General features: G+C 59.1%; 20 protein-coding genes and 1 riboswitch. Of the genes, 8 read left to right on the top strand and 12 right to left on the bottom strand.

What is annotated here, in order from left to right; all coding sequences use genetic code 11:
* Positions 1 to 209: 209 nt before the first annotated feature.
* The gene (locus AFK63_RS00730; protein ID WP_038867304.1) at positions 210 to 851 is read left to right on the top strand and encodes a hypothetical protein; all 642 of its coding nucleotides are present in this window, start codon (positions 210 to 212) and stop codon (positions 849 to 851) included.
* Between the two features lie 20 nt (positions 852 to 871).
* On the top strand, positions 872 to 1,318 hold the full coding sequence (locus AFK63_RS00725; RefSeq protein WP_407638549.1) for an acyltransferase: 447 nt from the start codon (positions 872 to 874) through the stop codon (positions 1,316 to 1,318).
* A gap of 235 nt (positions 1,319 to 1,553) precedes the next feature.
* Here the strand turns inward: AFK63_RS00725 and AFK63_RS00720 are convergent, their stop codons facing one another.
* From AFK63_RS00720 to pgi, 5 genes are all read right to left on the bottom strand, one after another.
* A complete protein-coding gene (locus tag AFK63_RS00720; RefSeq protein WP_038867300.1) occupies positions 1,554 to 3,650 on the bottom strand; it encodes a YjbH domain-containing protein in 2,097 nt (698 codons plus the stop codon).
* Positions 3,650 to 4,384, bottom strand: coding sequence for a capsule biosynthesis GfcC D2 domain-containing protein (locus AFK63_RS00715; protein ID WP_038867298.1), 735 nt, complete (start codon positions 4,382 to 4,384; stop codon positions 3,650 to 3,652). Before AFK63_RS00715 ends, AFK63_RS00720 begins: the two co-directional genes overlap by 1 nt.
* Complete coding sequence (locus tag AFK63_RS00710) at positions 4,384 to 5,019, bottom strand: YjbF family lipoprotein (RefSeq protein ID WP_038867295.1); 636 nt, start codon at positions 5,017 to 5,019, stop codon at positions 4,384 to 4,386. The genes AFK63_RS00715 and AFK63_RS00710 overlap by 1 nt, the downstream gene beginning before the upstream one ends.
* A gap of 68 nt (positions 5,020 to 5,087) precedes the next feature.
* A complete protein-coding gene (gene yjbE / locus AFK63_RS00705; protein WP_038867292.1) occupies positions 5,088 to 5,336 on the bottom strand; it encodes an exopolysaccharide production protein YjbE in 249 nt (82 codons plus the stop codon).
* 380 nt (positions 5,337 to 5,716) lie between these two features.
* Positions 5,717 to 7,366 (bottom strand): glucose-6-phosphate isomerase, encoded by a 1,650-nt coding sequence (pgi, locus tag AFK63_RS00700; protein WP_038867290.1) that lies wholly within the window; start codon positions 7,364 to 7,366, stop codon positions 5,717 to 5,719.
* Between the two features lie 158 nt (positions 7,367 to 7,524).
* Between pgi and AFK63_RS21375 the strand changes: the two genes are divergently transcribed.
* On the top strand, positions 7,525 to 7,662 hold the full coding sequence (locus tag AFK63_RS21375; protein WP_155884342.1) for a hypothetical protein: 138 nt from the start codon (positions 7,525 to 7,527) through the stop codon (positions 7,660 to 7,662).
* A gap of 539 nt (positions 7,663 to 8,201) precedes the next feature.
* Positions 8,202 to 8,395: riboswitch (Lysine riboswitch) on the top strand.
* Positions 8,396 to 8,504: 109 nt separating this feature from the next.
* Positions 8,505 to 9,857 (top strand): lysine-sensitive aspartokinase 3, encoded by a 1,353-nt coding sequence (lysC, locus tag AFK63_RS00690; RefSeq protein WP_038867289.1) that lies wholly within the window; start codon positions 8,505 to 8,507, stop codon positions 9,855 to 9,857.
* A 22-nt stretch (positions 9,858 to 9,879) separates the two neighbouring features.
* Here the strand turns inward: lysC and AFK63_RS00685 are convergent, their stop codons facing one another.
* Genes AFK63_RS00685 through AFK63_RS00675 form a run of 3 tightly spaced genes read right to left on the bottom strand, consistent with a single transcriptional unit; the run spans position 9,880 to position 13,041 of the window.
* Positions 9,880 to 10,665, bottom strand: coding sequence for a nucleotidyltransferase domain-containing protein (locus AFK63_RS00685; protein ID WP_038867286.1), 786 nt, complete (start codon positions 10,663 to 10,665; stop codon positions 9,880 to 9,882).
* A gap of 16 nt (positions 10,666 to 10,681) precedes the next feature.
* Positions 10,682 to 11,905 (bottom strand): RtcB family protein, encoded by a 1,224-nt coding sequence (locus AFK63_RS00680; protein WP_038867284.1) that lies wholly within the window; start codon positions 11,903 to 11,905, stop codon positions 10,682 to 10,684.
* Positions 11,906 to 11,907: 2 nt separating this feature from the next.
* Positions 11,908 to 13,041, bottom strand: a complete 1,134-nt coding sequence (locus tag AFK63_RS00675) for a slipin family protein (RefSeq protein ID WP_038867282.1) — start codon at positions 13,039 to 13,041, stop codon at positions 11,908 to 11,910.
* Positions 13,042 to 13,516: 475 nt separating this feature from the next.
* Here AFK63_RS00675 and rtcR point away from each other — a divergent pair, with 475 nt between their 5' ends.
* The 3 genes from rtcR to AFK63_RS00660 all read left to right on the top strand — a co-directional run bounded on the left by rtcR (position 13,517) and on the right by AFK63_RS00660 (position 16,602).
* Positions 13,517 to 15,109 (top strand): RNA repair transcriptional activator RtcR, encoded by a 1,593-nt coding sequence (rtcR, locus tag AFK63_RS00670; protein ID WP_038867280.1) that lies wholly within the window; start codon positions 13,517 to 13,519, stop codon positions 15,107 to 15,109.
* Positions 15,110 to 15,291: 182 nt separating this feature from the next.
* A complete protein-coding gene (panS, locus tag AFK63_RS00665; RefSeq protein ID WP_038867277.1) occupies positions 15,292 to 16,239 on the top strand; it encodes a ketopantoate/pantoate/pantothenate transporter PanS in 948 nt (315 codons plus the stop codon).
* A gap of 90 nt (positions 16,240 to 16,329) precedes the next feature.
* Positions 16,330 to 16,602: a DUF3811 domain-containing protein gene (locus AFK63_RS00660; RefSeq protein ID WP_038867274.1), complete on the top strand. Its 273-nt coding sequence runs from the start codon at positions 16,330 to 16,332 to the stop codon at positions 16,600 to 16,602.
* Between the two features lie 91 nt (positions 16,603 to 16,693).
* Here AFK63_RS00660 and AFK63_RS00655 read toward each other — a convergent pair whose 3' ends face one another.
* Positions 16,694 to 18,325 (bottom strand): Na/Pi cotransporter family protein, encoded by a 1,632-nt coding sequence (locus AFK63_RS00655; protein WP_038867272.1) that lies wholly within the window; start codon positions 18,323 to 18,325, stop codon positions 16,694 to 16,696.
* Positions 18,326 to 18,858: 533 nt separating this feature from the next.
* Positions 18,859 to 22,542, bottom strand: a complete 3,684-nt coding sequence (gene metH, locus AFK63_RS00650; protein ID WP_038867270.1) for a methionine synthase — start codon at positions 22,540 to 22,542, stop codon at positions 18,859 to 18,861.
* A gap of 197 nt (positions 22,543 to 22,739) precedes the next feature.
* Here metH and iclR point away from each other — a divergent pair, with 197 nt between their 5' ends.
* A complete protein-coding gene (iclR, locus tag AFK63_RS00645) occupies positions 22,740 to 23,576 on the top strand; it encodes a glyoxylate bypass operon transcriptional repressor IclR (protein ID WP_038867268.1) in 837 nt (278 codons plus the stop codon).
* A 42-nt stretch (positions 23,577 to 23,618) separates the two neighbouring features.
* Here iclR and aceK read toward each other — a convergent pair whose 3' ends face one another.
* Positions 23,619 to 25,457 carry a bifunctional isocitrate dehydrogenase kinase/phosphatase gene (gene aceK / locus AFK63_RS00640; RefSeq protein ID WP_050568201.1) on the bottom strand — a complete coding sequence of 613 codons (1,839 nt, stop codon included), beginning with the start codon at positions 25,455 to 25,457 and terminating at the stop codon, positions 23,619 to 23,621.
* Between the two features lie 146 nt (positions 25,458 to 25,603).
* A complete protein-coding gene (gene aceA, locus AFK63_RS00635; protein ID WP_038867264.1) occupies positions 25,604 to 26,911 on the bottom strand; it encodes an isocitrate lyase in 1,308 nt (435 codons plus the stop codon).
* Between the last annotated feature and the right edge of the window lie 12 nt (positions 26,912 to 26,923).

Raw genomic sequence — 26,923 nt, 5'->3', positions numbered from 1 at the left:
ATTTTTTGCCACTGCAGTGCCATTGTATCCCTGACTTGATGTTTATTCGGCGGCCCACGGGCCGCCTTTTTTATTGTCGCCGCATGCGCGCCGCCACGACGCGAAAAGCGTGACGGCGTCTATACTCAAGGGTTCAGGTTTTGCAGCGCCCGACGGGGCTGCGCATTGTTAACGGTCGCGTTAACACTTACTTACGACAGGGAAAGAAGATGAAAATAGCCTGCCTGCATACGGCGCAAAGTAACGTCGCGGTTTTTGATGAGGCCGCCCGCTCGCTGGATCTTCCGCAAGACGCTTTAACTCATGAGGTCATGCCCCACCTGCTCGAACAGGCGCAAGCCGCGGGCGGCGTGACGCCGGAAATCGAAAAAGAGACCATCGCCGCGCTGGCGCAGCTGCGTACCGATGCGGATGTGGTTCTGCTTACCTGTTCGACGCTCGGCTCCGCCGCCGATTTTCTCGGCCAGGATCCGGGCATTATGCGCGTGGATCGCGCGCTGGCGCAGGCGGCATCTACTGCCGGAAAGCCCGTGGTCGTGCTGTGCGCCGCCCCGACCACGCTTCACCCGACCGCAGCGCTGTTTCGCGCCACGCTGTCGCCCACCACCCCGCTGGCGGTAGAGATTATCCCCGAAGCCTGGGCGTTGTTTCAGCGCGGCCAGCATGACGCCTTTCACCAGCGCGTCGCCGAAGCGGCGCAGCAGGCGTTCGCGCGCGGCGCAGGCTGTGTGGCGCTGGCTCAGGCGTCAATGGCGGGTGCCGAACGTTACTTCAGTCACCCAAAACTGCTGACCAGCCCGCGCGCCGCGCTGGCGCAGATTGTCGCTCGTCTTGAGCGGGACCGCGCGTGATGTTCGGGAATACGCCGAAAATGCGCGAGGCGCGCGTAAGCGATGTGGTTGTCGGGCGCGACGTGGTGATTTATCAGCCTGCCAACCTCTATGGCTGCGAGCTGGGCGACGAGGTATTTGTCGGCCCGTTTGTGGAGATCCAGCGCCACTCACGGGTTGGGCGCGGCACGCGGGTGCAGTCGCATACGTTCATCTGCGAGTATGTGACCATCGGCGAGGCGTGTTTTATCGGCCACGGAGTGATGTTCGCCAACGATATGTTCCGCGACGGTAAGCCAGACCCGGACAGCGCCAACTGGGCGCGGATAACGATTGGCGATAACGTATCGATTGGCAGCGGCGCGACCATACTGGCGGTATCGATTTGCGACGGCGCGGTAGTCGGCGCGGGCAGCGTGGTGACGAAGCCGATTACCGAAAAAGGCGTTTATGCCGGGAATCCGGCGCGATTGTTACGGCTGTTGTGAAGATTGCGCCAGACGCGGTGCGCCCCTCTCCCACTCAGGGAGAGGGGACATCATTGCGGTGGAGGGCATGGCTCTGGCGACGGGCGTGCTTCGCTTAACCGCCTGACGGGCCTCCTGTGGAATATAGGGCAGGTAAGCGCAGCGCTTACCCACCCTACCCTCACGACCTGCCCGTTATCCCGGTCCTTTCGATCACCTTATCCTTCCGCCATTGCGGTCACCCTGCGTCCACGCGTTAGCGGAAATTCAGGCTCTTATCGCTGGTCATGCTGTAGAGATCGAACTTACGGCCCAGCATCTGACCGCCGTCACGGGTGAGCGGCGTCCAGCCGATAGCCGCGCGGCTGCGGGTCGGGCTGGTGGTAAAGAGATCGAACGGCACCGATACATACACCCCTTTGGTGAAATCCCCCTCGCCGTACTCTTCAGGCGACACGTTGGTAATGGTGGCGTACGCGCCCACTACAATGCCGCTGTCGAAATGTTTCGACACCTCAAGCGTGCCCCCTTTGTCGCCCGCCAGATACTGACCGACGCTCGCTTTAATCAGCACATCCTGCGCAAACGGCGGCGTCCAGTAGGCGGTCAGGTGCCCGGTTTTCACGCTGTAATCGGTGAACTTCATCATGTTTTGCGGGCTGGTCCAGTCACGCTGCTTCACGTAGTTGCCGTTGACGCCAAATGCCCAGTTGCTGTCCACCGGACGCCACAGCACTTCCGCGCCCGCGCCCGCGTACATGGTTTCCAGATAACCCGCGTAGATCTGACCGTAGAAATCGCCGCCCAGATGCTGGAAGTAGTTGGCCTGCAGGTTGTTAACGTAATAGTTGTTTTCAACATATTCACGCACGCGGGTACGCACGCGCGGCAGCGGCGAACTGTCTTTCGGATCGGTGTAGTTAAATTTGTCGTAGTTATTCGCCAGATTCACAAACACGCTACCGGTCGTCAGCAGGTGGTCAGTCAGCCAGAGATCGGCGGTGCCCATCAGGCCGAGCTGGTACATGTAGAAGTTTTCCGGGCCGCCGATGGACTGATTCAGCACCGGGTTGAGCGCGATGTTAAAGCGCGATTTTTCGATATACCAGCCCTGCTCCGGGTTCTCCGCCTCCACCGGCGCCATACGCTGCTGCGCCAGTTGGGTTTCATGGCCGAGCGGCTCGCCTTCGAGATGGCGTCTTAGGCTCGCCACATCGGTTTCCGTGGTCACCTGCGGCATATTCAGACGCGTTTCAGTAATCCGGATGCGGTTCACGCCTTCTGGCAGGTCGTTCATGATAATGCGGTTGGCGCGCTCAATGCCCTCGCGCGAGTCGCGATACTTATACTGCTCGCCGGTAACGTAGAGCGTATCGCCCTTCACCTGGATCTGCGGATCGTTAAGCCCGGCGTTATATTTCAGCGAGGTGAGCTGGTTTGCCACCACGCTGTGCTGCAGCACCGGATCCTGCGGCTGCGGCTCATATTCCGGACGACGGTTATCGTTATAGGACGGGCGCAGATCGTTAAAGTTGGTGCGCAGCGTAAAGCCGAACATCAGCGTGTTGCCGCGCTCGTAGCTCAGATTCACGTCCGCCCAGTCGGCGACGCGGTAAATCGCGCCGACGTTAAATTTGCTCTTCTGATCGATTTTACCCGCGAAGTCCTGGGTGTAGTTGTTGCCTTCATACTCCAGCTTCAGGCGCAGCGGCTGCCACGGCGTCTGGTATTCGATGCCGCCGAAAATCGCGGCCGGGCCGTGGAACATGGTGCTGCCGTCGATAGAGCCCGCGCGCTGGTAGCTCGGGTCGCGGTAGCAGAATTTGTCGTCATACTGGCAGAACGGGTTTTTCACGTTGCCGTTGGTGCCAAGATAGCCCCAGCCAAGCCCCAGCGAGAAGTCAAATGGCCCCCAGGCTTTACTGGCGACCAGATATTCGGCGTCAAACAGGCCCGTACCGCCGATATCGCGCGCGCCTACCGCGACCTGCGGCAGCCAGTAGCCCTCTTCCCACAGGCGCAGCTTGAGATCGAACGCTTTATCTTTATAGGTCTGGTTGCCGGAGAACGAATCCACGCTGGAGTATTCGCGGGTACGCACGTCGGTGTAGCGCAGCGTGGTTTCGAGCCACGGGAACAGCTGAATGGACGCTGAGTAGTAACGATACTGGTCGTTATCGTGATAGTTCAGGCTAAGTTCGCCGTCGCGCGCCATACGCGCCGTCGGCGTCTGCATCAGGCCAACGCCCCCAAAATCGGTCTGCGAGGGGCCAACAGGGGCCGGATACGTTTCGGCATGGCAGGCGGAAGCGACCGCCAGCGCCAGCAGGCTGAGATAGTAATGTGTTTTCATTAATCCGGTATCCGATGCGTCAGAGAAGAGATGATTTGCTCGTTCAGCCCGTCATACGCTGAGGTAAACGTATGGTCGGCAAAGCCGACGTACAGGATGCTGCCGGGCATCGGTTCAACGTGGCGCTTATTCCAGTAGGCCACTGGCACTTTTTCCACGCGCCCGGTCGGCTGAATCAGCCAGGCGTAGCTGCGCTCGGCGCCGCTTAAACGGCTGACCTCATCGAGATAATCGGTGACCGGCTTGCCGGGGGTAAACGTTTTTTTGCCCGGCGCGCTGACCAGGCCTGCGAGCGTAATAGTGGATGGCTGCTGGCCGACCCATAACTCGTAGTCGCCTTCCAGCGGCGGATTGTTTTGCGGACGCACCCGCACGCGGTCCGGGTCAAGGATGACTCTCTGACGGCCCGTCACTTTCATGGTCTGTAACTGCTGACGCACGCGGTTAATCGCCGCGCCGTCATCGCCGCCCTCTTCGGCGGCCAGTGACGCCAGGCGGTTTAACAGCACCTGATGCTGCGCCTGCGCCTCAACGCTTGCCTGACGTTCGCTGATAACCGCGCCCAGCCACCAGCTGCCAGCTAACTGCGGTTGAGAAACCAGATCGGCGAGATGTTTCGCGCCGGAAACTTTTAGCGGCTGTGCATGGTCCCGATAAACGGTAATGGTGCCGTCGGCGAAAGCGCAAAAGCTGCCGAGGCTAAATATCAGCGAAGCGATAAGTGTGGTTTTCATTATTTCGCTGCCTTCAACAGAATAGTGGTGACCGGGAAATAGCCCGCACCCAGATATTGTTTTGACTGACGAATCTGCCCTTCGCTGTCCACCCAGAAGCGGTTATGCCAGGTGGCCGCATCGGTAGTCACTTCTTCATCCAGCACACGCACGGGCGTGATATCACTGCCCACTTTCAGCGTATCGGTGCCGTCCCAGGTAAAAGTAGAGCGGGCGGTGGCGTAACGCACCTGGTGGCGCTCGGTCCAGCCCATCGTGCGCGTCCAGCTGGCGCCATCGATAATTTGATTCGCGTGCGCCAGGGGGTCGGCGGCCACGTTATTAATGTCGATAAGATTGTCGGCGAGGCTTAAGGTTTTCACGACGCGGCCATGCTGCGTCACGATCGTCGCGCGGTCCTGCGTAACCCATTTTTGTTGGCCATTTTCAGAAAACGCGAGCACCACAAAGAGTTGCGGGCCGTTATTTAGCGTCATGTACTGGCTGGCATAAGGCATGTTCTGGATATCGTCATCCGTGAGCTGTACGCCATCCGGGCCGAAGAGGCTTTGCCTGAGTGAATTGCCGAGTCCCTTGGTCGTGGTGGAGCAGGCCTGAATCATCAGGCACATCAACACAATCGCGAGTCGCTTCACGATATTTCCCCAAAAAAAGTCAAAATAACCACACCGTAGTGTGGTTATGGTTAAAGCCCCCGAAGGGTTTACTGGGTGGTGCTGGTGGTGGTGGTAGTGGTGGTCCCGGTATTGGAACCATCGCCGCCGCCGGTGGCGGCAAGCGCCACACCGACTACCGACCCTACAGTGCTTGATGCGGTGGCGCTGGAGCTGCCAACCGACACGGAGGTCGCTGCCGAGCCTGCCGCTTCACCGACGCTAACCGGTGCCGCCTGGGCTGAGACAGCAGCGCCAAGCGCTGCAATGGCGAAAACGCCACTAAGGATTTTCTTCATATCAATTTCCCTTCATTGAATGAATGGAGATTTACCCGAAAAGATTTTCAGGCGCTTCCGAGTATACACAACAACCCCTGTCGGTTTACGACACAGGGAAATAGGCACAGGGTTTTAGGATAATTCGACAAATAGCGAGGGATGTCATAATAGATTTTATATAAATCGCATATTTTTCAATTTGTTATAATATATCCCTGATAAAGGGTAATCCGGTTTATCTGAAACCCTTCAGGCGTGCGCAAGCCGGGCGCGGCGATTTTCGGATTAACCTCAAGATTAAAGAGTAGCGGGAAACAGGCGGACAACAAGATTTATCTGAGAAAAAAATGCCGGCATATTGCCGGCATCATTACGCTTATTTTGCAGGGCTGCTTAAATCAGGCGCGCCAGGCTTTATAACGGTTAATTAAGCCGTTGGTGGAGCTGTCGTGGCTGTCGATCGCCTTCTCATCGCCGAGCTCCGGCAGGATGCGGTTAGCAAGCTGTTTGCCAAGCTCCACGCCCCACTGGTCGAAGGTGAAGATGTTCAGAATCGCGCCCTGGGTGAAGATTTTGTGCTCGTAGAGCGCAATCAGCGCGCCCAGGCTGAACGGGGTAATTTCACGCAGCAGAATAGAGTTAGTCGGGCGGTTGCCTTCAAATACTTTGAACGGCACCACGTGATCCAGTTGCGCCGGATCTTTGCCCTGATCGCGGAACTCCTGCTCTACGACGTCGCGGGATTTACCGAACGCCAGCGCCTCGGTCTGAGCGAAGAAGTTAGACAGCAGCTTCTGGTGATGATCCGACAGCGGGTTGTGGGTGATGGCAGGCGCGATGAAATCGCACGGCACCAGCTTGGTGCCCTGGTGGATCAGCTGATAAAACGCATGCTGGCCGTTGGTGCCCGGCTCGCCCCAGATGATAGGGCCCGTCTGGTAATCCACAGCGTTGCCGTTGCGGTCAACGTATTTGCCGTTGGATTCCATGTTGCCCTGCTGGAAATAGGCGGCGAAACGGTGCATGTATTGGTCATACGGCAGAATCGCTTCGGTTTCCGCGCCAAAGAAGTTGTTGTACCAGATGCCAATCAGCGCCAGCAGCACCGGCAGGTTTTTGTCCAGTTCGGTGCTGGAGAAGTGCTGATCCATCGCGTGCGCGCCGGAGAGCAGCTCGACAAAGTTGTCGTAACCGACAGACAGAATAATGGACAGACCGATTGCCGACCACAGAGAGTAACGACCGCCGACCCAGTCCCAGAATTCGAACATATTTGCGGTATCGATACCGAAATCGCCCACCGCTTTGGCGTTAGTGGAGAGCGCCGCGAAGTGCTTCGCCACGTGTTTTTCGTCACCGGCGGTGCTCAGGAACCAGTCGCGCGCGCTGTGCGCGTTGGTCATGGTTTCCTGCGTGGTGAAGGTCTTGGACGCCACCAGGAACAGCGTGGATTCCGGATTCACTTTCTTCAGCACCTCGGCGATGTGGGTGCCGTCCACGTTGGAGACGAAGTGCATGTTCAGGTGGTTTTTGTACGGGCGCAGCGCTTCGGTGACCATGAACGGGCCGAGGTCAGAGCCGCCGATACCGATGTTCACCACATCAGTGATCGGCTTGCCGGTGTAGCCTTTCCATTCGCCGGAGATAATCGCTTCGGAGAATTTTTTCATTTTCTCCAGTACCGCGTTCACTTCCGGCATCACATCTTTGCCGTCAACCAGGATAGGCGTGTTGCTGCGGTTGCGCAGCGCGACATGCAGCACGGCGCGGTCTTCGGTACGGTTGATCTTCTCGCCGGAGAACATGGATTTAATCGCGCCCGCCAGATCGGTCTCTTTTGCGAGATCCAGCAGTTTGCTGAGGGTTTCTTCGGTGATGCGGTTTTTGGAGTAGTCCACCAGCATCAGATCGTTGAAGGTGGCGGAGAATTTACTGAAGCGGTCGGCGTCTTTGGCGAAGAGGTCAGCGATAGTGACATCTTTCATAACGTCGAAGTGATTCTGTAGTGCCTGCCAGGCAGAAGTCTGCGTTGGGTTGATGTTTTTCATAGCAATACTCTTGTGATTTGAGAATTGTGACTGCGGTCGATTGTAGCGCCAGTCGCTGAAATTGTGATGATTTTTATCATAAGGCCGGACGCACGCCTCCCCAGAGAGCAGACCAAAGTATAGCCGTTATAAGTTATTTTCCTGGCAGCCCGCGTAACATGAAAAATCCCCATGACCGTATCGTTGACAATCCCCCGGCCAAACCTTTATTTATGAATACGTCCCGCGACGAGCGCGCTGCGCGCCGTCTGCCGGACAATGTTATGGTGTTTCAGGCGCAATACATGGAAACCTGAAACCGCTGAAAACCGATACTCCAGCATTTCGTTTTGCCGCAAGGCGGCGACGCAGCGAATCCCCGGGAGCATACAAAAGTATGTGACGGGGGTGAGCGAGGAAAGCCAACGCCGCGGAAAAACAAATAGCAATGAGTCGCTGTTTTCCAGAATAGTTCGGGATGTGGCAAGGCGGTAAGCGAGAAAGCGGACGCACGCTCAGTCTGAACAAAACCGATACTCCAGCATTTCGTTTTGCCGCAAGGCGGCGACGCAGCGAATCCCCAGGAGCATACAAAAGTATGTGACTGGGGTGAGCGAGGAAAGCCAACGCCGCGGAAAAACAAATAGCAATGAGTCGCTGTTTTCCAGAATAGTTCGGGATGTGGCAAGGCGGTAAGCGAGAAAGCGGACGCACGCTCAGTCTGAACAAAATCGATACTCCAGCATTTCGTTTTGCCGCAAGGCGGCGACGCAGCGAATCCCCAGGAGCGTACAAAAGTATGTGACTGGGGTGAGCGAGGAAAGCCAACGCCGCGGCAGGACGAAAGGCGCAGAGTATCGCCGGAAGAGGCGCGTCGCCCAGGTAGCGTGTGCAAGGAGCCAGTCCTGCGACCACACGTCATGGGGAGCGACGCCGAGGTAGCGCGGCGTCTGGCAACGTTCGCTATCGACTGCAGGGGCTGAATCCCCTGGGTTGTCACCCGAAGCGCCCGCAGTCGGACGCTTCGCAAGGTGGAGCGCTTCTGGGTGAATGTAGTTGTGGTTTTTCCCGTCTGCGTCCGCCCCCTTACCGCTCTCTCCTTGTGCCATGGCTGATAAACGTTGCGCCATCACGGATGGTTCCCTGACACGAGGTAGTTATGACAGATTCTTTAGTGGTCGCTAAATTTGGCGGCACCAGCGTGGCGGATTTCGACGCCATGAACCGCAGCGCCGATGTCGTCCTGGACGATGGCAAGGTCCGCCTGGTGGTGCTTTCCGCCTCCGCTGGCATCACTAATCTGCTGGTGGCGCTGGCCGAAGGGCTGGAAGCGACCGAGCGCTTTGTAAAGCTCGACGCCATCCGCAAAATTCAGTACGACATCCTGGAGCGCCTGCAAAACCCGACGGTGATCCGCGAAGAGATCGACCGCCTGCTGGAAAACATCGCCACCCTTTCTGAGGCCGCGTCGCTCGCCACCTCTACGGCGCTGACTGACGAGCTGGTCAGCCACGGCGAGCTCATGTCCACCCTGCTGTTTGTCGAAATCCTGCGCGAGCGAAACGTGCAGGCGCAGTGGTTCGACGTGCGCAAAGTGATGCGCACCAGCGACCGCTTTGGCCGCGCCGAGCCGGATGTTGCCGCGCTTGCCGAACTGTGCGCGCAGCAACTCACGCCGCGCCTTGCGGAAGGACTGGTGATAACGCAAGGGTTTATCGGTAGCGAAACCAAAGGGCGCACCACCACGCTTGGCCGCGGCGGCAGCGATTATACCGCCGCGCTGCTTGGCGAGGCGCTACAGGCGAGCCGCATCGATATCTGGACTGACGTACCGGGCATTTACACCACCGACCCGCGCGTGGTGCCTGCCGCGAAACGCATTGATGAAATCGCCTTTGAAGAAGCGGCCGAGATGGCGACGTTTGGCGCCAAAGTACTGCATCCGGCGACCCTGCTGCCCGCGGTGCGCAGCGATATTCCGGTGTTTGTCGGCTCCAGCAAAGACCCGAAAGCGGGCGGCACGCTGGTGTGCAATAAAACCACCCATCCGCCGCTGTTCCGCGCGCTGGCGCTGCGCCGCAAACAGACGCTGCTCACGCTCCACAGCCTGAATATGCTGCACTCGCGCGGCTTCCTGGCCGAAGTGTTCTGCATCCTGGCGCGGCACAATATTTCGGTCGATCTCATTACCACGTCGGAAGTGAGCGTGGCGCTGACGCTTGACACCACCGGCTCCACCTCGACCGGCGACACGCTGCTGACGCAGGCGCTGCTGACCGAGCTCTCCTCGCTTTGCCGCGTGGAAGTGGAGGAAAATCTGGCGCTGGTCGCGCTGATTGGCAACAACCTCTCGAAAGCCTGCGGCGTGGGCAAAGAGGTGTTTGGCGTGCTGGAGCCGTTCAACATCCGCATGATTTGCTATGGCGCGTCGAGCTATAACCTCTGCTTCCTGGTGCCGGGCAACGACGCCGAACAGGTGGTCCAGAAACTGCACCATAATCTCTTCGAATAAGTAAAAAAATGGCCTGACACTGTCAGGCCATCACCGTTTCATAAAGCAGTTTATCTAACAGACTCGCCTGCGCTTTTTCGCTGTGCGGCAGTTCCGGCGGCGTTTCGCCACGCGCCAGCTCTGCCGTGATGAACGCGTGTATCCGCGGCATCGCCGCGCCATATTCGGCCTCGCCCGCCCGCTGTTTTCTCGCCAGCAGCGCGTCTATTTCCTGACGCAGCAGCGGATCGGTCACGGTACCCTCCAGCAAATGGACAAAACGCATCGGCGGCGCGCCCTTGCCCGCTTCTATCCAGCGAACTGCAAGCAGCGGGCGCAACACGTAGAAATATTTCTTCAGCCGCACCTGCTCGCCCTGCAAATAACTGAGAAAGTTTTTGCGCGCCATAGAGTAATAGTGCCAGCGCGCCCGCTCGGCGGAGAACCACAGCGGCACCTGCTCGCGCAGCGCGCCGATAGCCGTCTCATCCTGCTGATAGACGATCGGCGAATCAAGCCACTCGATAAGCGTGGGGTTCGCCCGTTTAAGCAGCCCGAGCGCCTTACGCCACTCCCAGCCGCAGACATCGAGCGTGTCATCTATTGGCAGTTCGATGACATCGCGTGGCGGCTCCACGCGTAAATACCACGCCGGCGGATGCACATAGAGAAAGCGCACATCGTAATCACTGTCCGGCGAGGCAAAGCCCCAGCCGCGACTGCCCGACTCACAGGCGTAAAGCACTTTCACGCCATGCTTTTGTTCCACTTCAGTTAATACCTGCCGCACGCGCTCGCGCATGGCGGCGTCCACGCCGTTCAGTTCCATGTTGTTTCCTTAAAAATTATCCCTTAACGCACACGACCTGACGCAACGTATGCACAATTTCCACCAGCGACGACTGCGCCGCCATCACGGCCTCGATGTCTTTATACGCCATCGGAATTTCGTCGATCACGTCGCTGTCTTTACGACACTCAACATGCGCCGTGGCGCGAATTTGATCTTCCACTGTGAAGCGTTTTTTCGCCGCGGTACGGCTCATGGTACGCCCGGCGCCGTGGCTGCATGAGCAGAAGCTCTCTTCATTACCCAGCCCACGCACGATAAAACTTTTCGCGCCCATTGAGCCTGGGATTATCCCCATCTGCCCTTTCTGCGCCGACACCGCCCCTTTACGCGTCACCAGGATCTCTTCACCAAAGTGCGTTTCCTTCTGCACATAGTTATGGTGGCAGTTCACGGCCTCCTGCTGCGTCATAAATGGCTTCGTAATGATGGCGGACAGCGCAGCCAGCACGCGGTTCATCATCACTTCGCGGTTCTGGCGGGCAAAATCCTGCGCCCACTCTACCGCTTCGATGTAATCGGCGTAGTGCTTGCTGCCCTCTTCAAAATAAGCGAGGTCGCGGTCCGGCAGATTGGCAATATGGCGTTGCATATCTTTCTGGGCAAGCCCGATAAAGTGGGTGCCGATGGCGTTACCCACGCCGCGTGACCCGCTGTGCAGCATCACCCAGACGCGCTCCTGCTCATCAAGGCAGATCTCGATAAAGTGGTTGCCGGTACCGAGCGTTCCCAGATGCTGATGATTATTGGTTTTCAGCAGGTTGGGATATTTATCGGTCAGGCGCTTAAAGCGCGGCGCGAGCGTCGCCCAGTGATTATCCACATCCTGCGGCGTGTTCGACCACGACCCTTTATCGCGCTTACCGTGACCGACGTTACGCCCGTGCGGAACGGCCTGCTCGATAGCGCTACGCAGCCCGCTCAGGTTATCCGGCAGATCGCGCGCGACAAGCGAGGTGCGCACCGCGATCATTCCGCAGCCGATATCGACACCTACCGCCGCCGGGATAATCGCGCCTTTGGTCGGGATCACGCTGCCGATGGTGGAGCCTTTACCCAGGTGCACATCCGGCATTACCGCCAGGTGTTTAAAGATAAATGGCATTTTTGCCGTCTTCAGCAGTTGCTCGCGCGCTTCCGGCTCCACCGGTACGCCGTGCGTCCACATTTTTACCGGCGCGCCGTTAACCTGCGCCAGCGTCTGATAGTTTTCTTTCATTTTCATACACCTTTAATCTGTACCAGCCCCTGCAGCACCTGATCCAGGCCGCCGAAAACGGAGATCTTATCGATACGCTCCGCCACTTTTTCCAGGGTTTCGAGTTCTTTCAGTCGCAGGGCGACCGGGTTGTTTTCCATGACTTTCGCGGTGTTCAGCAGCGAACGGGTCGCGGCGGTCTCTTCACGGCGGCGGATAACATTGGCCTGCGCGGATTTCTCCGCTTCCACCAGCCGTGACAAAATCGTTTTCATCTCGCCCGGCAGGACAATATCTTTCACACCGGTTGACGCGACCTCGATGCCAAACGGCGCCATGCGGGCAATCACCTGCGCACTCACCACGTCATCAATCACCTGTTTGTTTTCTAGCAGTTCATCGAGCGTGCGGGTGCCGACCGCCTCGCGCAGCGCGAATTGCAGTTCGCGGTATAAATACTCCAGCGGTTTGGCAAGCTGGCTGTACGCCTGCAACACGTCCTGATAGCGCCAGTTCGCGCCGAGGTTGATGCGCAGGTTCACTTTATCTTTGGTCAGGATCTCCTGGCCGGAGACATCCATCGCCTGAATACGCGTATCCACCACTTCGGCTTCTACCAGGTGGTTGATTTTCCAGTAGGCGCTTAAGCCTGGCGGCAGCAGCGGCTGGGTGACGCCGTCGATTTTCAGCACGCCCACGTGCCACGCCGGTACGTTGACGGCAAGGACTGCGTCGCGGCCCTTCACCGCCGCATCGCGACCGCGTGGCTGCAATACCGCGTTCATGATTTCCGTCGGCACCTGCACGTCACGAGTATCGACAAGCGCGGCGCGCAGGCTGTCGCCGTCACGCCAGAAGAGACGACGTGCGCCCGGCGGGATAATTTCCACCAGCACGTTGTTGCGCCACAGCGCCGCCGTTTCGTTATCAGCGGTATCGACCGCCAGGCAATACTTCGCTACCCATTCTGGCTGAAAACGACGCAAATAATCGGCCAGCTCCGGCGCCACATCGCCGCTGTTCAGCGCCACGATGGTGACGTCCGGTTTGTTAAACCACGGCAGGCGATGCTCGCCCGCTTCCAGCACCTGATAATAGTCGCCCTGTTTTGCCAGCAAACCCAACTGGCCCTTACGAATCGTCACGTTGTTATTCATTTTTTCCCTTACTGTTCTGGCTGACGCGGATAATGGCGCGAAGCGGAAGGGGGAAGCGACCGCTGTTCTGGTCTTTTCTGCCTGCCGCCCGGCGCCATGACCGGCGTCAGCGTGTGGCAGTCGCTAACCACTCAACCGCCGGGGTACTGCTGATAACGTTTCTCTGGAAGGAGAAAATCACATTCAGGAGTCGAACCTGATAAACCGAAAGTTTTCCGGGTCATTTCACTGGCGGAACGCCCCCTGGATAACGTGTTACCGTTCCCGGTGCGCCGGCGGGGTCAATAGCCCCTGCATATCCAGCGTGCTGACGCAGTAATCATTGCCAGAACCGTGCCAGTTTCGGTTAAGGGAAAGTTAAATTTTTAAGATATTGATTATAATGAGCTAATTTTTTCAAATTCTGTGCAACGAGCAGGCTGAAAAGGGTTATGATTTATCTTTAAATATCGCTATTTATATTTAAGGATAAGAGATGCAAAAGCGCCGCGTGGTGATAGGCATGCTTGGTACTGTGCTGGACCAGCGCGGTAAACGCGCTAACCGCTGGACGAAATGGCGCCCCAGTATCGCGCTGTGTCAGCAGCCTGATTTGCCCATCGACCGGTTTGAACTGCTGCATCAGGCGCACGATGCGTCGCTCGCAGAGCGGGTGACAGAAGATATCGCCGCCGTCTCGCCGCATACGGAAGTGCGTTCGCATACCGTCGTGATGGACGACCCGTGGGATTTCGAAGAGGTTTACGCCGCGCTGCTGGATTTCGCCACACACTATACGTTTGATACCGACAATGAAGAGTATCTGGTGCATATCACCACCGGCACGCACGTGGCGCAGATCTGCTGGTTCCTGCTGACGGAAGCCCGCTACCTGCCCGCGAGCCTGCTGCAAACCAGCCCGGCCAGGGGCGACGTTACGGACGCGGAAAAAGCCATCGGCACCCGCTCAGTTATCGATCTCGATTTAAGCCGCTATGCGGCACTCACCAGCCGTTTTCAGCGCGAACAGCAGCAGTCTGTCTCCTTTCTGAAATCGGGCATCGACACACGCAACGCCACCTTTAACCGCCTGATCGACCAGATCGAGCGCGTGGCGTTGCGATCGACCGCGCCCATCCTGCTGACCGGGCCCACCGGCGCGGGCAAATCGTTTCTCGCGAGGCGCATTTTCCAGCTGCGCCAGGCGCGCCACCTTGTGCAGGGGCGGCTGGTGTCAGTTAACTGCGCGACGCTGCGCGGCGATAACGCGATGTCGACGCTGTTCGGCCATGTGAAAGGCGCCTTTACCGGCGCGCAGCAGGCGCGGCCAGGGCTTTTGCGCGAGGCCGATGGCGGCGTGTTGTTTCTTGATGAGATAGCCGAGCTGGGGCTTGACGAGCAGGCGATGCTGCTCAAAGCGATTGAGGAAAAAACCTTTTTCCCGTTCGGCGCGGATAAAGAGGTGCAGAGCGATTTTCAGCTGATCGCCGGTACGCATCGCGACATGCAAAAGTGGGTCGCCGAAGGGCGTTTTCGCGAAGACCTCTATGCGCGCATCAATATGTGGGCTTTCGCGCTGCCAGGGCTTGCCGAGCGGCGCGAGGATATCGCGCCTAACGTGGAATATGAACTGCAACGCTTCTCCACCCAGCAGCAGACGCAGATCCGCTTTGATAAAACGGCGCGGGAGGCCTATCTCACCTTCGCCTGTTCGCCCCAGGCGCGCTGGCCGGGTAATTTCCGCGAGCTGGGCAGCTCCGTGGCGCGCATGGCGACCCTTGCCGAGCAGGGGCGCATTACTGACGCGCTGGTGGAGGAAGAGATAACACGCCTGAAGGCGAGCTGGCAGCCGCTGTCAGGCCCTGCCGCCGCGCTGCCCGTCGACACGGCGACGCTCGATCTTTTCGACCGGGATCAGCTGGCGGCGGTGATCGCCGTGTGCAGGCGTAGCGCCTCGCTCTCTGAAGCCGGACGCACGCTATTCGCTGTTTCACGCCAGAAAAAAGCCAACCCGAACGACGCCGACCGGCTGCGTAAATATCTGGCGCGCTTCGGGCTTAGCTGGGAGAACGTCAGAGACGCCGGATGAGGGACTTTCACCATAATTCGTTTGAATAACTTTTCCTTGCACGATAAACAATACCTATGGCCGGGCTCGCTCCCGGCTTTTTTATAACGACACAACACAACATTCTCCCCATTGAAAACGGGTTGCGGCAAGGCTCCGCCTGACGGCAACGCGCATAACGACGGGGCTGCAAGGAAAACACGATGCTCGCGATATTTACCCGGCTGTTCCCGCTCTGGGCGCTGCTGCTCTCGGTTATGGCGTACTACACGCCTTCTACATTTACCCCTGTCGGCCCGTGGGTCAGCGCTCTGTTGATGCTGATTATGTTCGGCATGGGCGTGCACCTGAAAATCGACGATTTTAAACGTGTCCTGTCACGCCCTGCGCCGGTGGCGGCCGGGATTTTCCTGCACTACCTGGTGATGCCGCTCGCCGCGTGGCTGCTGGCGCTGCTGTTTCATATGCCGCCGGATCTCTCCGCCGGCATGGTGCTGGTCGGTAGCGTGGCGAGCGGTACGGCGTCTAACGTGATGATTTATCTGGCGAAGGGAGACGTGGCGTTGTCAGTGACTATTTCGTCAGTCTCGACGCTGGTAGGCGTTGTCGCCACCCCGCTGCTGACACGCCTGTACGTGGACGCCCATATTCAGGTGGATGTGATGGGCATGCTGCTGAGCATTCTGCAAATCGTCGTGATCCCGATTGCGCTGGGGCTGATTGTTCATCATCTCTTTCCCCGGCTGGTGAAAGCGGTAGAGCCGTATCTGCCGGCGTTTTCGATGGTCTGTATTCTGGCGATTATCAGCGCTGTGGTGGCAGGGTCGGCGGCGCATATCGCGTCCGTCGGGTTGATGGTGATTGTGGCGGTGATCCTGCATAACAGCATCGGGCTGCTCGGCGGTTACTGGGGCGGACGCCTGTTTGGCTTTGACGAATCTACCTGCCGGACGCTGGCGATTGAAGTCGGCATGCAGAACTCCGGGCTCGCCGCCGCGCTCGGCAAAATCTACTTCTCGCCGCTCGCCGCGCTTCCCGGCGCGCTGTTCTCAGTCTGGCATAATCTTTCCGGCTCGCTGCTGGCCGGTTACTGGTCCGGCAAACCGGTAGACGCCAGCGCGACGAAGAAGCGGCGCAAGCGTAAAGCCTGAAGAAATAAGCCCGGTTTTGCCGGGCTTATTTACTGTGTTGCCCGCGGCGTTGCGTTACACTGGCGGCTCACCCCCTGAGGAGTCGCTACCATGTCCCTGCCCCGACTGACCCAGAAAGAGATGACAGAAAGCGAACAGCGCGAGTTAAAAACCCTGCTCGACCGCGCCCGCATCGCCCACGGCCGCCCGCTTACCAATTCCGAAGCGAATCACGTTAAAAAAGAGTATATCGACAAGCTGATGGCGCAGCGCGAACTCGCCGCCAGACAAACCCGCAAACAGAAAAAAGCGCAGGCGTATAAACCGGACAGCGAAGCGACCTTTTCGTGGTCCGCGAGCACGCCGGTTCGCGGCAGGCGTTAACGGCAGCGCGGCGTTACGTGCGTTCTGCACGCCAGAATAAAAAACCTCGCCAGCCGCGAGGTTTTTTGTAAGCGCCGGAAAGCGTTGCCGATTACTCCTCCAGCCTTTCCTCATCGTCGTCCGGCTGTTCCAGAATGCTGTAGGCCACGGCGCAGAAGAGCGAGTTGAGGCGCTTCATATCGCCAAGCAGCCCGAGATGCAGCGAGCTGGTTTCGATGCTCTGCACGTTTTGCTGATGCAGCCGATCCACATGCGCGTGCGCGTAGCGCCGGTTGAGAATGCGGAAACGATGCTTATAGCGCCGCAGGCGGCGGGCGCTCGGCACGTCGCCGGAGAAAAAGACCGACAGGCTCAGCTTCAGGTTGGCGGTGAGCTGGGTCAGCAGCGTATCCAGTTCTTTGATGCCCTCCGGTGAAAACGCGCGGCGCGCGGCGAGAGATTTATCCGCCACCTCACTGCCCATGCGCTCCAGAATATCCGCCGCCTGTTCAAGGTTGAGCGACATCTCGATGATTTCCGCCCAGCGCTTCGCCTCGGCCTCCGCCAGATCTTCTTTCGGCATACGCGCCATATAGAGTTTGATGGCGGTGTAGAGCACGTCGACATCGTCGGCGAGCCGTCGCAGCGCCTTTTCCTGGCGCGGCTCGCCGTGCATCACCTTACCGTAGACCTCCAGCATCTGCTCCAGCACATCACCAATGCGCAGCGTCTCGCGCGCGGCGTTGGCAAGCCCGAGCGCCGGGGTGTCCAGCGCGCTCGGGTCGAGATGGCGCGGCTTCATGCGCAGATCGGTTTCCGGCGCATCCGCAATCATGCGCTGGCACAGCCGCGCCATCATGCCCGCAAACGGCACCATCGCCAGACAGCGAATAAGGTTGTAGAAGACGTGGAAATAGATAACCAGTTCCGACTCTTCCAGCGGCAGTTTATGAAGCGTTTGCGCGAGCAGATGCACGAAGGGCAATACCAGAAGGCTGCCCACCAGCTTAAAGAGCAGGCTGCCAAGCGCCACCCGCCGCGCCGCCGGGCTGGCGGCCCCATTGTTGAGCATCGCCAGCAGGCCGGAGCCTAAATTCGCGCCGATGACCAGACAGAGCGCCACCTCAAAGGAGATAACGTCAGTCGCATTAAGCGTGGCGGTGAGCAGCACCGCCGCCAGGCTTGAATAGCTGATGACAGCAAACATCGCGCCGATAAGCGCATCAAGCATGATATCGCCGGTGAGAGAGGCGAAGATGACCTGTACGCCGGAAGCTTTGGTGATGGGCGTGACCGCCTGCACAATGAGCTCCAGCGCCTGGAGGATCAGCCCAAGCCCGATGGCGACGCGCCCCAGTTGCCCGGCGCGGCTCTGTTTGCGGCTCAGAAAGAAGATGACGCCGATAAAAATCAGCAGTGGCGAGAGCCAGGAGAGATCGAATGTCAGCACGCGCGCCATCAGCGCCGTCCCGACATCGGCCCCGAGCACAATTACCAGCGCGGGCGTGAGCGCGACCAGATCCTGTGCGACGAACGAGGTGACCAGCATCGTGGTGGCGTTGCTGCTTTGCACCAATGCCGTCACGCCGATGCCCGCGCAGAAGGCGAGCGGCTTTTTCTCCACGCTGCGGCTAAGCACGCTTCGTAACCGCGCGCCGAAGACGCGCATGACGCCGGTACGCACAATGTGTGTGCCCCATACCAGCAGCGCCACAGCAGAAAGCAGGTGTAACAGCGTTAACACGGCTTCTCCTTACAATGAGGGTCCATAGGGTGTCGTAAGACGAGGCGCGTCAGCGTGTTATGGCCTTCGTCTGTCATCATTATAAGTGGTTAACGCAAGGAAGTCGGCGGGACGGTGATTTATGGCGGGCGTGTTTGCGCGGGGGCATTGGCGGATGCGTTTGCGCAGGCACCAATGACGGGTGGCGCTGCGCTTACCGCCCTATAAATCCATCTTACGACTGGTAAGATGGGTAAGCTGAGCGCATTCAACGGCGAGCGGATGACGGCGTCTGGCCGTCGGCGGTAAAGCCAGGCTGCGCGCGGACTGCACGCAACGCGGGGAGCGTAGAGCGTACACATAGTACGTGACCCGCGTGAGTACAGCCCAGACGCAAGATGGAGATTCAGCCAGGCCAGAGTCTGGCCGTCGGCGGTAAAGCCAGGTTGCGCGCGGACTGCACGCAACGCGGGGAGCGTACACGTACTACGTGACCCGCGTGAGTACAGCCCAGGCGCAAGCTGGCGAGTAAGCCAGGCCAGAAGGACCAGAAACTACTCGGCGTCGTAACCCAGGTTCGCCGCAAGCCACCGCTCCACATCGCTCACGCTCATCCCTTTACGCTGGGCGTAATCTTCCACCTGGTCGCGCTGGATCTGCGCCACGGCGAAATATTTACTCTCCGGGTGGCTGAAGTACCAGCCGGAGACCGACGCGCCGGGCCACATGGCGTAGGATTCGGTGAGCTTCATGCCGATACGGTTCTCGACGTCGAGCAGTTTCCAGATCGCCGCCTTTTCGGTGTGCTCCGGGCAAGCCGGATAGCCGGGCGCCGGACGGATGCCCTGATAATTTTCGCGGATGAGCTCTTCGTTGCTGAGATTCTCATACGGCGCATACCCCCACAGCACTTTGCGCACGCGCTCGTGCAGATACTCGGCAAACGCCTCCGCCAGACGATCCGCCACCGCTTTCACCATGATTTTATTGTAATCATCGTGCTGCGCATCGAACGCTTCCGCCAGCGCGTCCTCTTCCAGCCCGCCGGTGACGGCGAACGCGCCGAGGTAATCGGCTTTGCCGCTGTGCTTCGGCGCCACGAAATCTGCAAGGCAGTAGTTCGCAAAGCCCACTTTCTCTGTCTGCTGGCGTAAGTGATGACTCACTGACAACACATGCGTGCGCGTCTCGTCGCGGTAGATTTCGATATCATCGCCAACCCGGTTCGCCGGGAACAGCCCCACCACGCCGCGCGGCGTTAACGATTTATTGGCGCTCAGCGTGTCGAGCATCTCGTTAGCGTCTTTAAACAGCCGCTGCGCCTCAACGCCCACAATTTCGTCTTCAAAAATGCGCGGATATTTCCCGGCCAGCGACCAGGTCATGAAGAATGGCGTCCAGTCGATGTAGTTGCGCAGCGTTTCGATGCTGGCGGTCACCTCTTCCACGCCCAGGCGATGCGCTACCGGCGGCGTGTAGCTCTCCCAGTCGAACGCCAGATCGTTTTCACGCGCGGCGGCGAGCGTCACCGGCGGCGTTCGCGGCTTTTTACGCGCATGCTGAATCCGCACGGTTTCATACTCTTTGCGGGTGCGTGCGACGAAATCGTCGCGCAGCGTATCCGACAGCAGCGAAGAAACGACGCCCACGGTGCGCGATGCGTTCTGCACATAGACCGTCGGCCCGCTGTAGTTCTGCTCGATTTTTACCGCCGTATGCGCTTTGGAGGTGGTCGCGCCGCCAATCAGCAGCGGCAGCGTAAAGCCCTGGCGCTCCATCTCTTTCGCGACGTTGACCATCTCATCGAGCGACGGCGTAATCAGCCCCGAAAGCCCGATGATATCGGCGTTCTCTTCGCGCGCGGTTTTGAGGATTTTATCGGTCGGCACCATCACGCCAAGATCGATAATCTCGTAGTTGTTGCACTGGAGCACCACGCCGACGATGTTTTTGCCGATGTCATGCACGTCGCCTTTTACGGTCGCCAGCACGATTTTGCCGTTGCTCTTGCCGACCTCTTTGCTCGCCTGGATGTACGGCTCCAGGTACGCCACCGCCTGCTTCATCACGCGCGCGGATTTCACCACCTGGGGCAGGAACATTTTGCCTTCGCCGAAAAGGTCGCCAACCACGTTCATACCATCCATCAGCGGCCCTTCAATAACCTCAATCGGGCGGGTGGCCTGCTGGCGCGCCTCTTCGGTATCCTGTTCGATAAATTCGGTAATGCCTTTCACCAGCGAATATTCAAGGCGCTTTTTCACATCCCACGAGCGCCATTCGGCCTGCTGGGTGTCCGCCGCCGCATCGCTTTTACTGCCGCGGTATTTCTCGGCAAGCGCCAGCAGCCGCTCGGTGCCATCAGCGCGGCGGTTGAGGATGACGTCTTCCACGGCGTCGCGCAGCTCGGTCGGGAGGTCGTCGTAGATCGCCAGTTGCCCGGCGTTAACGATACCCATATCCATGCCGTTACGGATGGCGTAGTAGAGGAACACGGCGTGGATCGCCTCGCGCACCGGATCGTTGCCGCGAAATGAGAACGACACATTCGAGACGCCGCCGGAGATCAGCGCGTGCGGCAGCTCGCGTTTAATGTCTTCACACGCGCCGATAAAATCCTGCGCATAATTGTTGTGCTCGTCGATGCCCGTTGCGACCGCAAAGATGTTTGGGTCGAAGATAATATCTTCCGGCGGGAAACCGACCTCTTCGGTAAGGATCTTGTACGCCCGCCGGCAGATTTCGATTTTGCGCTCACGGGTGTCTGCCTGGCCCACTTCGTCAAACGCCATCACCACCACGGCCGCGCCATAGCGGCGCACCAGTTTTGCGTGATGCACGAACGTTTCGACGCCCTCTTTCATCGAAATGGAGTTAACGATGCCTTTGCCCTGAATACACTTCAGGCCCTTTTCGATAACGTCCCATTTCGAGGAGTCAATCATAATGGGCACGCGGGCGATGTCCGGCTCGCCGGCAATAAGGTTAAGGAAACGCACCATCGCTGCTTCAGCGTCGAGCATCCCCTCATCCATGTTGATGTCGATTATCTGCGCGCCGCTCTCGACCTGCTGGCGCGCCACGTCCAGCGCTTCGCTGTATTTCTCTTCTTTGATGAGGCGCTTGAATTTGGCGGAGCCGGTAACATTGGTGCGTTCGCCGACGTTTACAAACAGCGAGTCGTCGCCGATATTGAGCGGCTCAAGGCCCGCCAGGCGACAGGCGACCGGCACGTCCGGCAGCTTGCGCGGCGCCACGCCATCCACCGCGCGGCACATGGCCGCGATATGTTCCGGCGTGGTGCCGCAGCAGCCGCCGACAATATTCAAAAAGCCCGATTCCGCCCACTCGCGGATCTGCGCGGCCATGATGTCGGCGTCTAAATCATATTCGCCGAAGGCGTTCGGCAGGCCCGCGTTGGGGTGCGCAGTGACGTAACACTCCGCGATACGCGACAGCTCGGCCACGTACTGGCGCAGCTCATCCGGGCCCAGCGCGCAGTTGAGGCCAAACGTGAGCGCGTCGGCGTGACGCAGCGAGTTGTAAAACGCCTCGGTGGTCTGGCCCGACAACGTGCGACCGGAGGCGTCGGTAATGGTGCCGGAAATCATGACAGGCAGCTCGACGCCGAGCGCCTCGAACTCCGCCTTCACGGCGAAAATTGCGGCTTTGGCGTTGAGGGTATCGAACACGGTTTCGATAAGAATCAGATCCGAACCGCCTTCAATCAGCGCGCGTGTGGATTCGCGGTAGGCGTCTACCAGTTGATCAAAAGTGACGTTTCGAAAGGCCGGGTCGTTAACATCAGGCGAAATGGATGCCGTGCGGTTAGTGGGCCCTAACACACCTGCCACATAGCGCGGTTTTTCCGGCGTGCGCGCAGTCCATTCGTCGGCGCAGGCGCGGGCGAGCTTCGCGGCCTCCAGGTTGATTTCGGCCGACAGTGATTCCATCTGGTAATCGGCCATCGCGATGGTCGTCGAGTTGAAGGTGTTGGTCTCGATAATATCGGCGCCCGCCTCGAAGTAGGCGTAGTGAATAGCCGCGATGATGTCAGGCCGGGTGAGCGCCAGCAGGTCATTATTACCTTTGAGATCGCACGGCCAGTCGGCAAAACGCTCGCCGCGGAAATCCTCTTCATCCAGACGATAGCTCTGGATCATGGTGCCCATACCGCCGTCCAGCACCATAATGCGTTCAGCTAGTTGCTGGCGCAGCTGTTCAGTTTTGCTACTCACATATGCTCCTGATACTCGACTCAACCCAGGCCGGAAAGGCCAGCGAACCATACTGGCATAAAGCGATCGGGCGGGAAAGGCGCGCGGCGGCAACTTGAGACATGTTCATTATTCACTGATCCGATGAGTTGCCTGGCGGTTGCATTATCGCCAAATAAAACGAAAATGATTTCCACGATACAGAAAAGGAGGCCGTTATGGTCGCTGCCGTACCCGCCAAACGTGGCAAAAAGCCCCGTAACGCCACCGCTGCCGCCGCGCCGCAGGCGACGGGCCAGGTGCAGTCGCTCACGCGCGGCCTGAAACTGCTGGAATGGATCGCGGAATCGCAAGGCAGCGTGGCGCTGACCGAACTGGCGCAACAGGCCGGCCTGCCAAACTCCACCACGCATCGCCTGTTAACGACGATGCAGCAGCTGGGCTTTGTCCGTCAGGTGGGCGATCTCGGCCACTGGGCGATCGGCGCGCATGCGTTTATTATCGGCAGCAGCTTCCTGCAGAGCCGTAACCTGCTGGCGATTGTCCATCCGATTCTGCGCAAGCTGATGGAGGATTCCGGCGAAACCGTGAACCTCGCCGTGCTCGACAAGAGCGATCATCAGGCAATTATTATCGATCAGGTGCAGTGTAATCAGCTGATGCGCATGTCCGCGCCGATTGGCGGCAAGCTGCCGATGCATGCCTCCGGCGCCGGGAAAGCGTTTTTGTCGCAGCTCAGCGAGGAAGAGGTGTCCGCGCTGCTGCATCGTCAGGGGCTGAAAGCCTATACCCATGCGACGCTGGTCGCGCCAGCGCACCTGAAAGACGATCTCGCCCAGACGCGCAAGCGCGGCTACTCCTTTGACGATGAAGAGCATGCGCTCGGCCTGCGCTGCGTGGCCGCGTGCATTTATGACGAGCATCATGAGGCATTCGCCGCGATCTCCATTTCCGGACCTATTTCGCGGATGACCGACGACCGTGTGACGGAGCTGGGCGCGCTGGTGATCCGGGCGGCAAAAGAAGTCACGCTGGCTTATGGTGGGGTTCGCTAAGACGGGAGCGCCGGGCAGCGGCTATGCCGTTCCCGACACGCGTTAAATGAAAATGCCTGAGGGGCGTGGCGCATCCGGCCCGTCCCCTGACTCTGCTTCACTCACCGTCAAGGGCGTCAGCCCGGAAATAGCAGGTTCCGTCGGGCTGCTTTGGTTTGGCCAGCGCACGCAAAACCGCTGGCGCCGACGGTAGGCGTATACATCCTCCACATGCCCTTCCCGAATACGCGCCTGTAGCGCGCGCCAGTAGCTGGCGCTGAACAGGTCGCTGTGCATCTCTTCAAACAACGGGCCGATTTTCGGGTCGGCGCAGAGCCAGTGGCGAAACTCTTCCGGGAAGACGTCGCCGGGGGCGACGCTGTACCAGGGCTCGGCGCTGAGTTCGTCTTCCGGGTAGCGCGGCGGCGGGATATCGCGGAAGTTTACCTCGGTCATGTAGCAGATCTCGTCGTAATCGTAGAAAACGACCCGTCCGTGACGCGTGACGCCAAAGTTTTTAAACAGCATATCGCCGGGGAAAATATTGGCCGCGGCAAGCTGACGAATGGCGTTGCCATATTCTTCGATGGCGTCGCGCAACTGCTGGCCCGTCGCCTGCTCAAGCCAGAGGTTGAGCGGCACCATCCGCCGCTCGATATAAAGATGACTGATGGAAATAGCGTCGCCCATGTCGGTGAGCTTCTGCCCGACCTCCTGTTGCAGCAGCGCCATCAGCGCCGGGCTGATGCGCCGTTTTTCGATAACGAAATTCTCAAACTCCTGGGTGTCTGCCATACGCCCGACGCGGTCATGCTCTTTAACCAGCTGATAGCAGGCGCGCACGTGCGCTTCGCTCATCTCCTTCTGCGGGGCGAAACGGTCTTTGATGACTTTGAAAACCCGGTCGAACCCCGGGAGCGTGAAGACCAGCATCACCATGCCGCGGATGCCGGGCGCTTCAATGAACTGCTCGTCGGCATGGCGCAGGTAGTGGAGATATTCGCGGTAGCTTTCGGTTTTGGCGTGTTTCTGACAGCCAATCGCCATGTAGAGCTCCGCCGTGGTTTTCCCCGGCAGGATTTCACGCAGCCACTCGACAAGCGCGGCGGGCAGCGGCGCGTACACCATAAAATAGGAGCGGGCGAAGCCGAAGACGATGCTGGCCCCGGCGCTGCCGGTAAGGCAGGTGTCGACGAACAGTTTGCCTTCGTCGCTGCGGTGGACAGGCAGCAGAAACGGCAGCGTGGCGTCGGGCAGGCGCAGTTTACCCACCAGCCAGGCGGCTTTGTTGCGATAAAAGAGTTCGTTGGCGATTTCCAGATGCGCCTGCGCGAGCCGCGTCGGGCCGAGCGTTTCATTGAGATGCGCGATGATGTAGCGAATGTCTCGCGCGAGATCCTGCCACGGCAGGCGCAGCGGCAGATCGCCAAGCAGGGTGGCGAGCAGCGGTTGCCAGCCCTGCTCCGGGAAAAACGTTTTGGCGAGCGGACGCGGAATGGTGCGAAAACGTCGCGCCGGCTGAGAGCTGAAAATAAACAGCCGCTCCGGTGTGAGCGAGCGGTGATCGTAAAGCCGGCAGTAAACCGAGTTGAAAAAGCTTTCGGCGATTTCAAAACGCGGGTAATCAGGGAGCAGCTCGGTGTAATGGCGCTTTACGCGCAGCAGAAAGTCCGCGTCGGTGGCCTTTCCTTCCATGATGCAGCGCAGTTGCTCCACTACCAGCCCGACGTGGTGGTCATAAAGGTGGATGCGGCTTTTCATCGCCTGCTGGACGGCATGCCAGTCGGCCTGCTCGAAGCGGTGCTGCGCGCCCGCAGTGATCTCCAGAAAGCGGCCATATTGCGCGTCAAAACCCTGCAGGATGGTTTGGGCGATAAGGAGTTCGAGTCCACGCGACGGCATAGGCAGGCTCCGTGTGTGAAAGGGGAAAGAGTGTCAGCCATTACGGTGGGGGCGCTTCGCTTACCCGCCCTACAGTGCTTCATGGCGATAACGCCTTACCGACAAACGTAGGGCGGGTAAGCTTAACGCCACCCGCCATAACGCCGTCAGAACTGCGCTTCTTCCGTCGACCCCGTCAGCGCCGTGACGGACGACGCGCCGCCCTGAATAATGGTCGTCACGTTGTCGAAATAGCCGGTGCCCACTTCCTGCTGGTGCGAGACGAAGGTATAGCCCTCTTTGCCTGCGGCAAACTCAGGCTGCTGCACTTTCTCGACGTAATGCTTCATCCCTTCGCCCTGCGCGTAGGCATGGGCGAGATCAAACATGTTGAACCACATGCTGTGGATGCCTGCGAGCGTGATGAACTGGTATTTGTAACCCATCGCCGACAGCTCCTCCTGGAAAGACGCGATGGTTTTGTCATCGAGTTTTTTCTTCCAGTTGAATGAGGGCGAGCAGTTATATGCCAGCAGCTTGCCGGGGAAACGCGCGTGGATAGCTTCGGCGAAGCGGCGTGCCTGGTCGAGGTCCGGCGTGGAGGTTTCACACCATACCAGATCCGCATAAGGCGCATAGGCGAGCCCGCGGCTGATGGCCTGCTCAACGCCCGCACGTGTGCGGAAGAAGCCTTCGCTGGTGCGCTCGCCGGTAATAAATTCACTGTCATAAGGATCGCAGTCGGAGGTGATGAGATCTGCCGCGTCGGCGTCGGTGCGCGCAATCAGCAGCGTCGGTACGCCCATGACATCCGCCGCCAGTCGTGCTGCCACCAGCTTCTGGATGGCCTCCTGCGTCGGCACCAGCACTTTACCGCCCATATGACCGCACTTTTTCACCGAGGCGAGCTGATCTTCAAAATGCACCGCCGCCGCCCCGGCTTCAATCATCGCTTTCATGAGTTCGAACGCATTAAGCACGCCGCCAAACCCCGCCTCGGCATCGGCCACGATCGGCAGGAAATAGTCGACATAGCGCGGATCGCCCGGCTCAATGCCCGCCGCCCACTGGATCTGATCGGCGCGACGAAACGTATTGTTGATCCGCTCAACGACCGCTGGCACGGAGTTGGCCGGATAGAGGGATTGATCCGGATACATGCTGGCCGCGAGGTTAGCGTCCGCCGCCACCTGCCAGCCGGAAAGATAGACCGCCTCAATCCCTGCCTTCGCCTGTTGCAGCGCCTGGCCGCCGGTCAGCGCGCCGAGGCTGTTGACGTAACCTTTTTTCGACTCGCCGTGCAGCAGGCGCCACATCCGGGCAGCGCCAAGCTTCGCCAGCGTACATTCCGGGTTAACCGACCCGCGTAATTTCACCACGTCCTGCGCGCTATAGGGACGGCGAATGCCTTCCCAGCGCGGGTGTGTCCATTCCTGCTCTAACTGCTGAATTTGTTGGGTACGTGTTGTCGTCATGGCAGATGCTCC

The sequence above is a fragment of the Cronobacter muytjensii ATCC 51329 genome, assembly GCF_001277195.1.
GTDB classification, from domain to species: Bacteria; Pseudomonadota; Gammaproteobacteria; order Enterobacterales; family Enterobacteriaceae; genus Cronobacter; species Cronobacter muytjensii.
Note: the sequence above shows the minus strand (reverse complement) of the source record. Positions and strands in the feature narration are given on the sequence as shown.

Excerpts from the sequence above, each read along its gene's own strand:
- AFK63_RS00730 (WP_038867304.1), top strand. The coding sequence starts at position 210 with ATGAAAATAGCCTGCCTGCATACGGCGCAAAGTAACGTCGCGGTTTTT.
- AFK63_RS00725 (WP_407638549.1), top strand. The coding sequence starts at position 872 with ATGCGCGAGGCGCGCGTAAGCGATGTGGTTGTCGGGCGCGACGTGGTG.
- AFK63_RS00720 (WP_038867300.1), bottom strand. The coding sequence starts at position 3,650 with ATGAAAACACATTACTATCTCAGCCTGCTGGCGCTGGCGGTCGCTTCC.
- AFK63_RS00715 (WP_038867298.1), bottom strand. The coding sequence starts at position 4,384 with ATGAAAACCACACTTATCGCTTCGCTGATATTTAGCCTCGGCAGCTTT.
- yjbE (WP_038867292.1), bottom strand. The coding sequence starts at position 5,336 with ATGAAGAAAATCCTTAGTGGCGTTTTCGCCATTGCAGCGCTTGGCGCT.
- pgi (WP_038867290.1), bottom strand. The coding sequence starts at position 7,366 with ATGAAAAACATCAACCCAACGCAGACTTCTGCCTGGCAGGCACTACAG.
- AFK63_RS21375 (WP_155884342.1), top strand. The coding sequence starts at position 7,525 with ATGAAAAATCCCCATGACCGTATCGTTGACAATCCCCCGGCCAAACCT.
- lysC (WP_038867289.1), top strand. The coding sequence starts at position 8,505 with ATGACAGATTCTTTAGTGGTCGCTAAATTTGGCGGCACCAGCGTGGCG.
- AFK63_RS00685 (WP_038867286.1), bottom strand. The coding sequence starts at position 10,665 with ATGGAACTGAACGGCGTGGACGCCGCCATGCGCGAGCGCGTGCGGCAG.
- AFK63_RS00680 (WP_038867284.1), bottom strand. The coding sequence starts at position 11,905 with ATGAAAGAAAACTATCAGACGCTGGCGCAGGTTAACGGCGCGCCGGTA.
- AFK63_RS00675 (WP_038867282.1), bottom strand. The coding sequence starts at position 13,041 with ATGAATAACAACGTGACGATTCGTAAGGGCCAGTTGGGTTTGCTGGCA.
- rtcR (WP_038867280.1), top strand. The coding sequence starts at position 13,517 with ATGCAAAAGCGCCGCGTGGTGATAGGCATGCTTGGTACTGTGCTGGAC.
- panS (WP_038867277.1), top strand. The coding sequence starts at position 15,292 with ATGCTCGCGATATTTACCCGGCTGTTCCCGCTCTGGGCGCTGCTGCTC.
- AFK63_RS00660 (WP_038867274.1), top strand. The coding sequence starts at position 16,330 with ATGTCCCTGCCCCGACTGACCCAGAAAGAGATGACAGAAAGCGAACAG.
- iclR (WP_038867268.1), top strand. The coding sequence starts at position 22,740 with ATGGTCGCTGCCGTACCCGCCAAACGTGGCAAAAAGCCCCGTAACGCC.
- aceK (WP_050568201.1), bottom strand. The coding sequence starts at position 25,457 with ATGCCGTCGCGTGGACTCGAACTCCTTATCGCCCAAACCATCCTGCAG.
- aceA (WP_038867264.1), bottom strand. The coding sequence starts at position 26,911 with ATGACGACAACACGTACCCAACAAATTCAGCAGTTAGAGCAGGAATGG.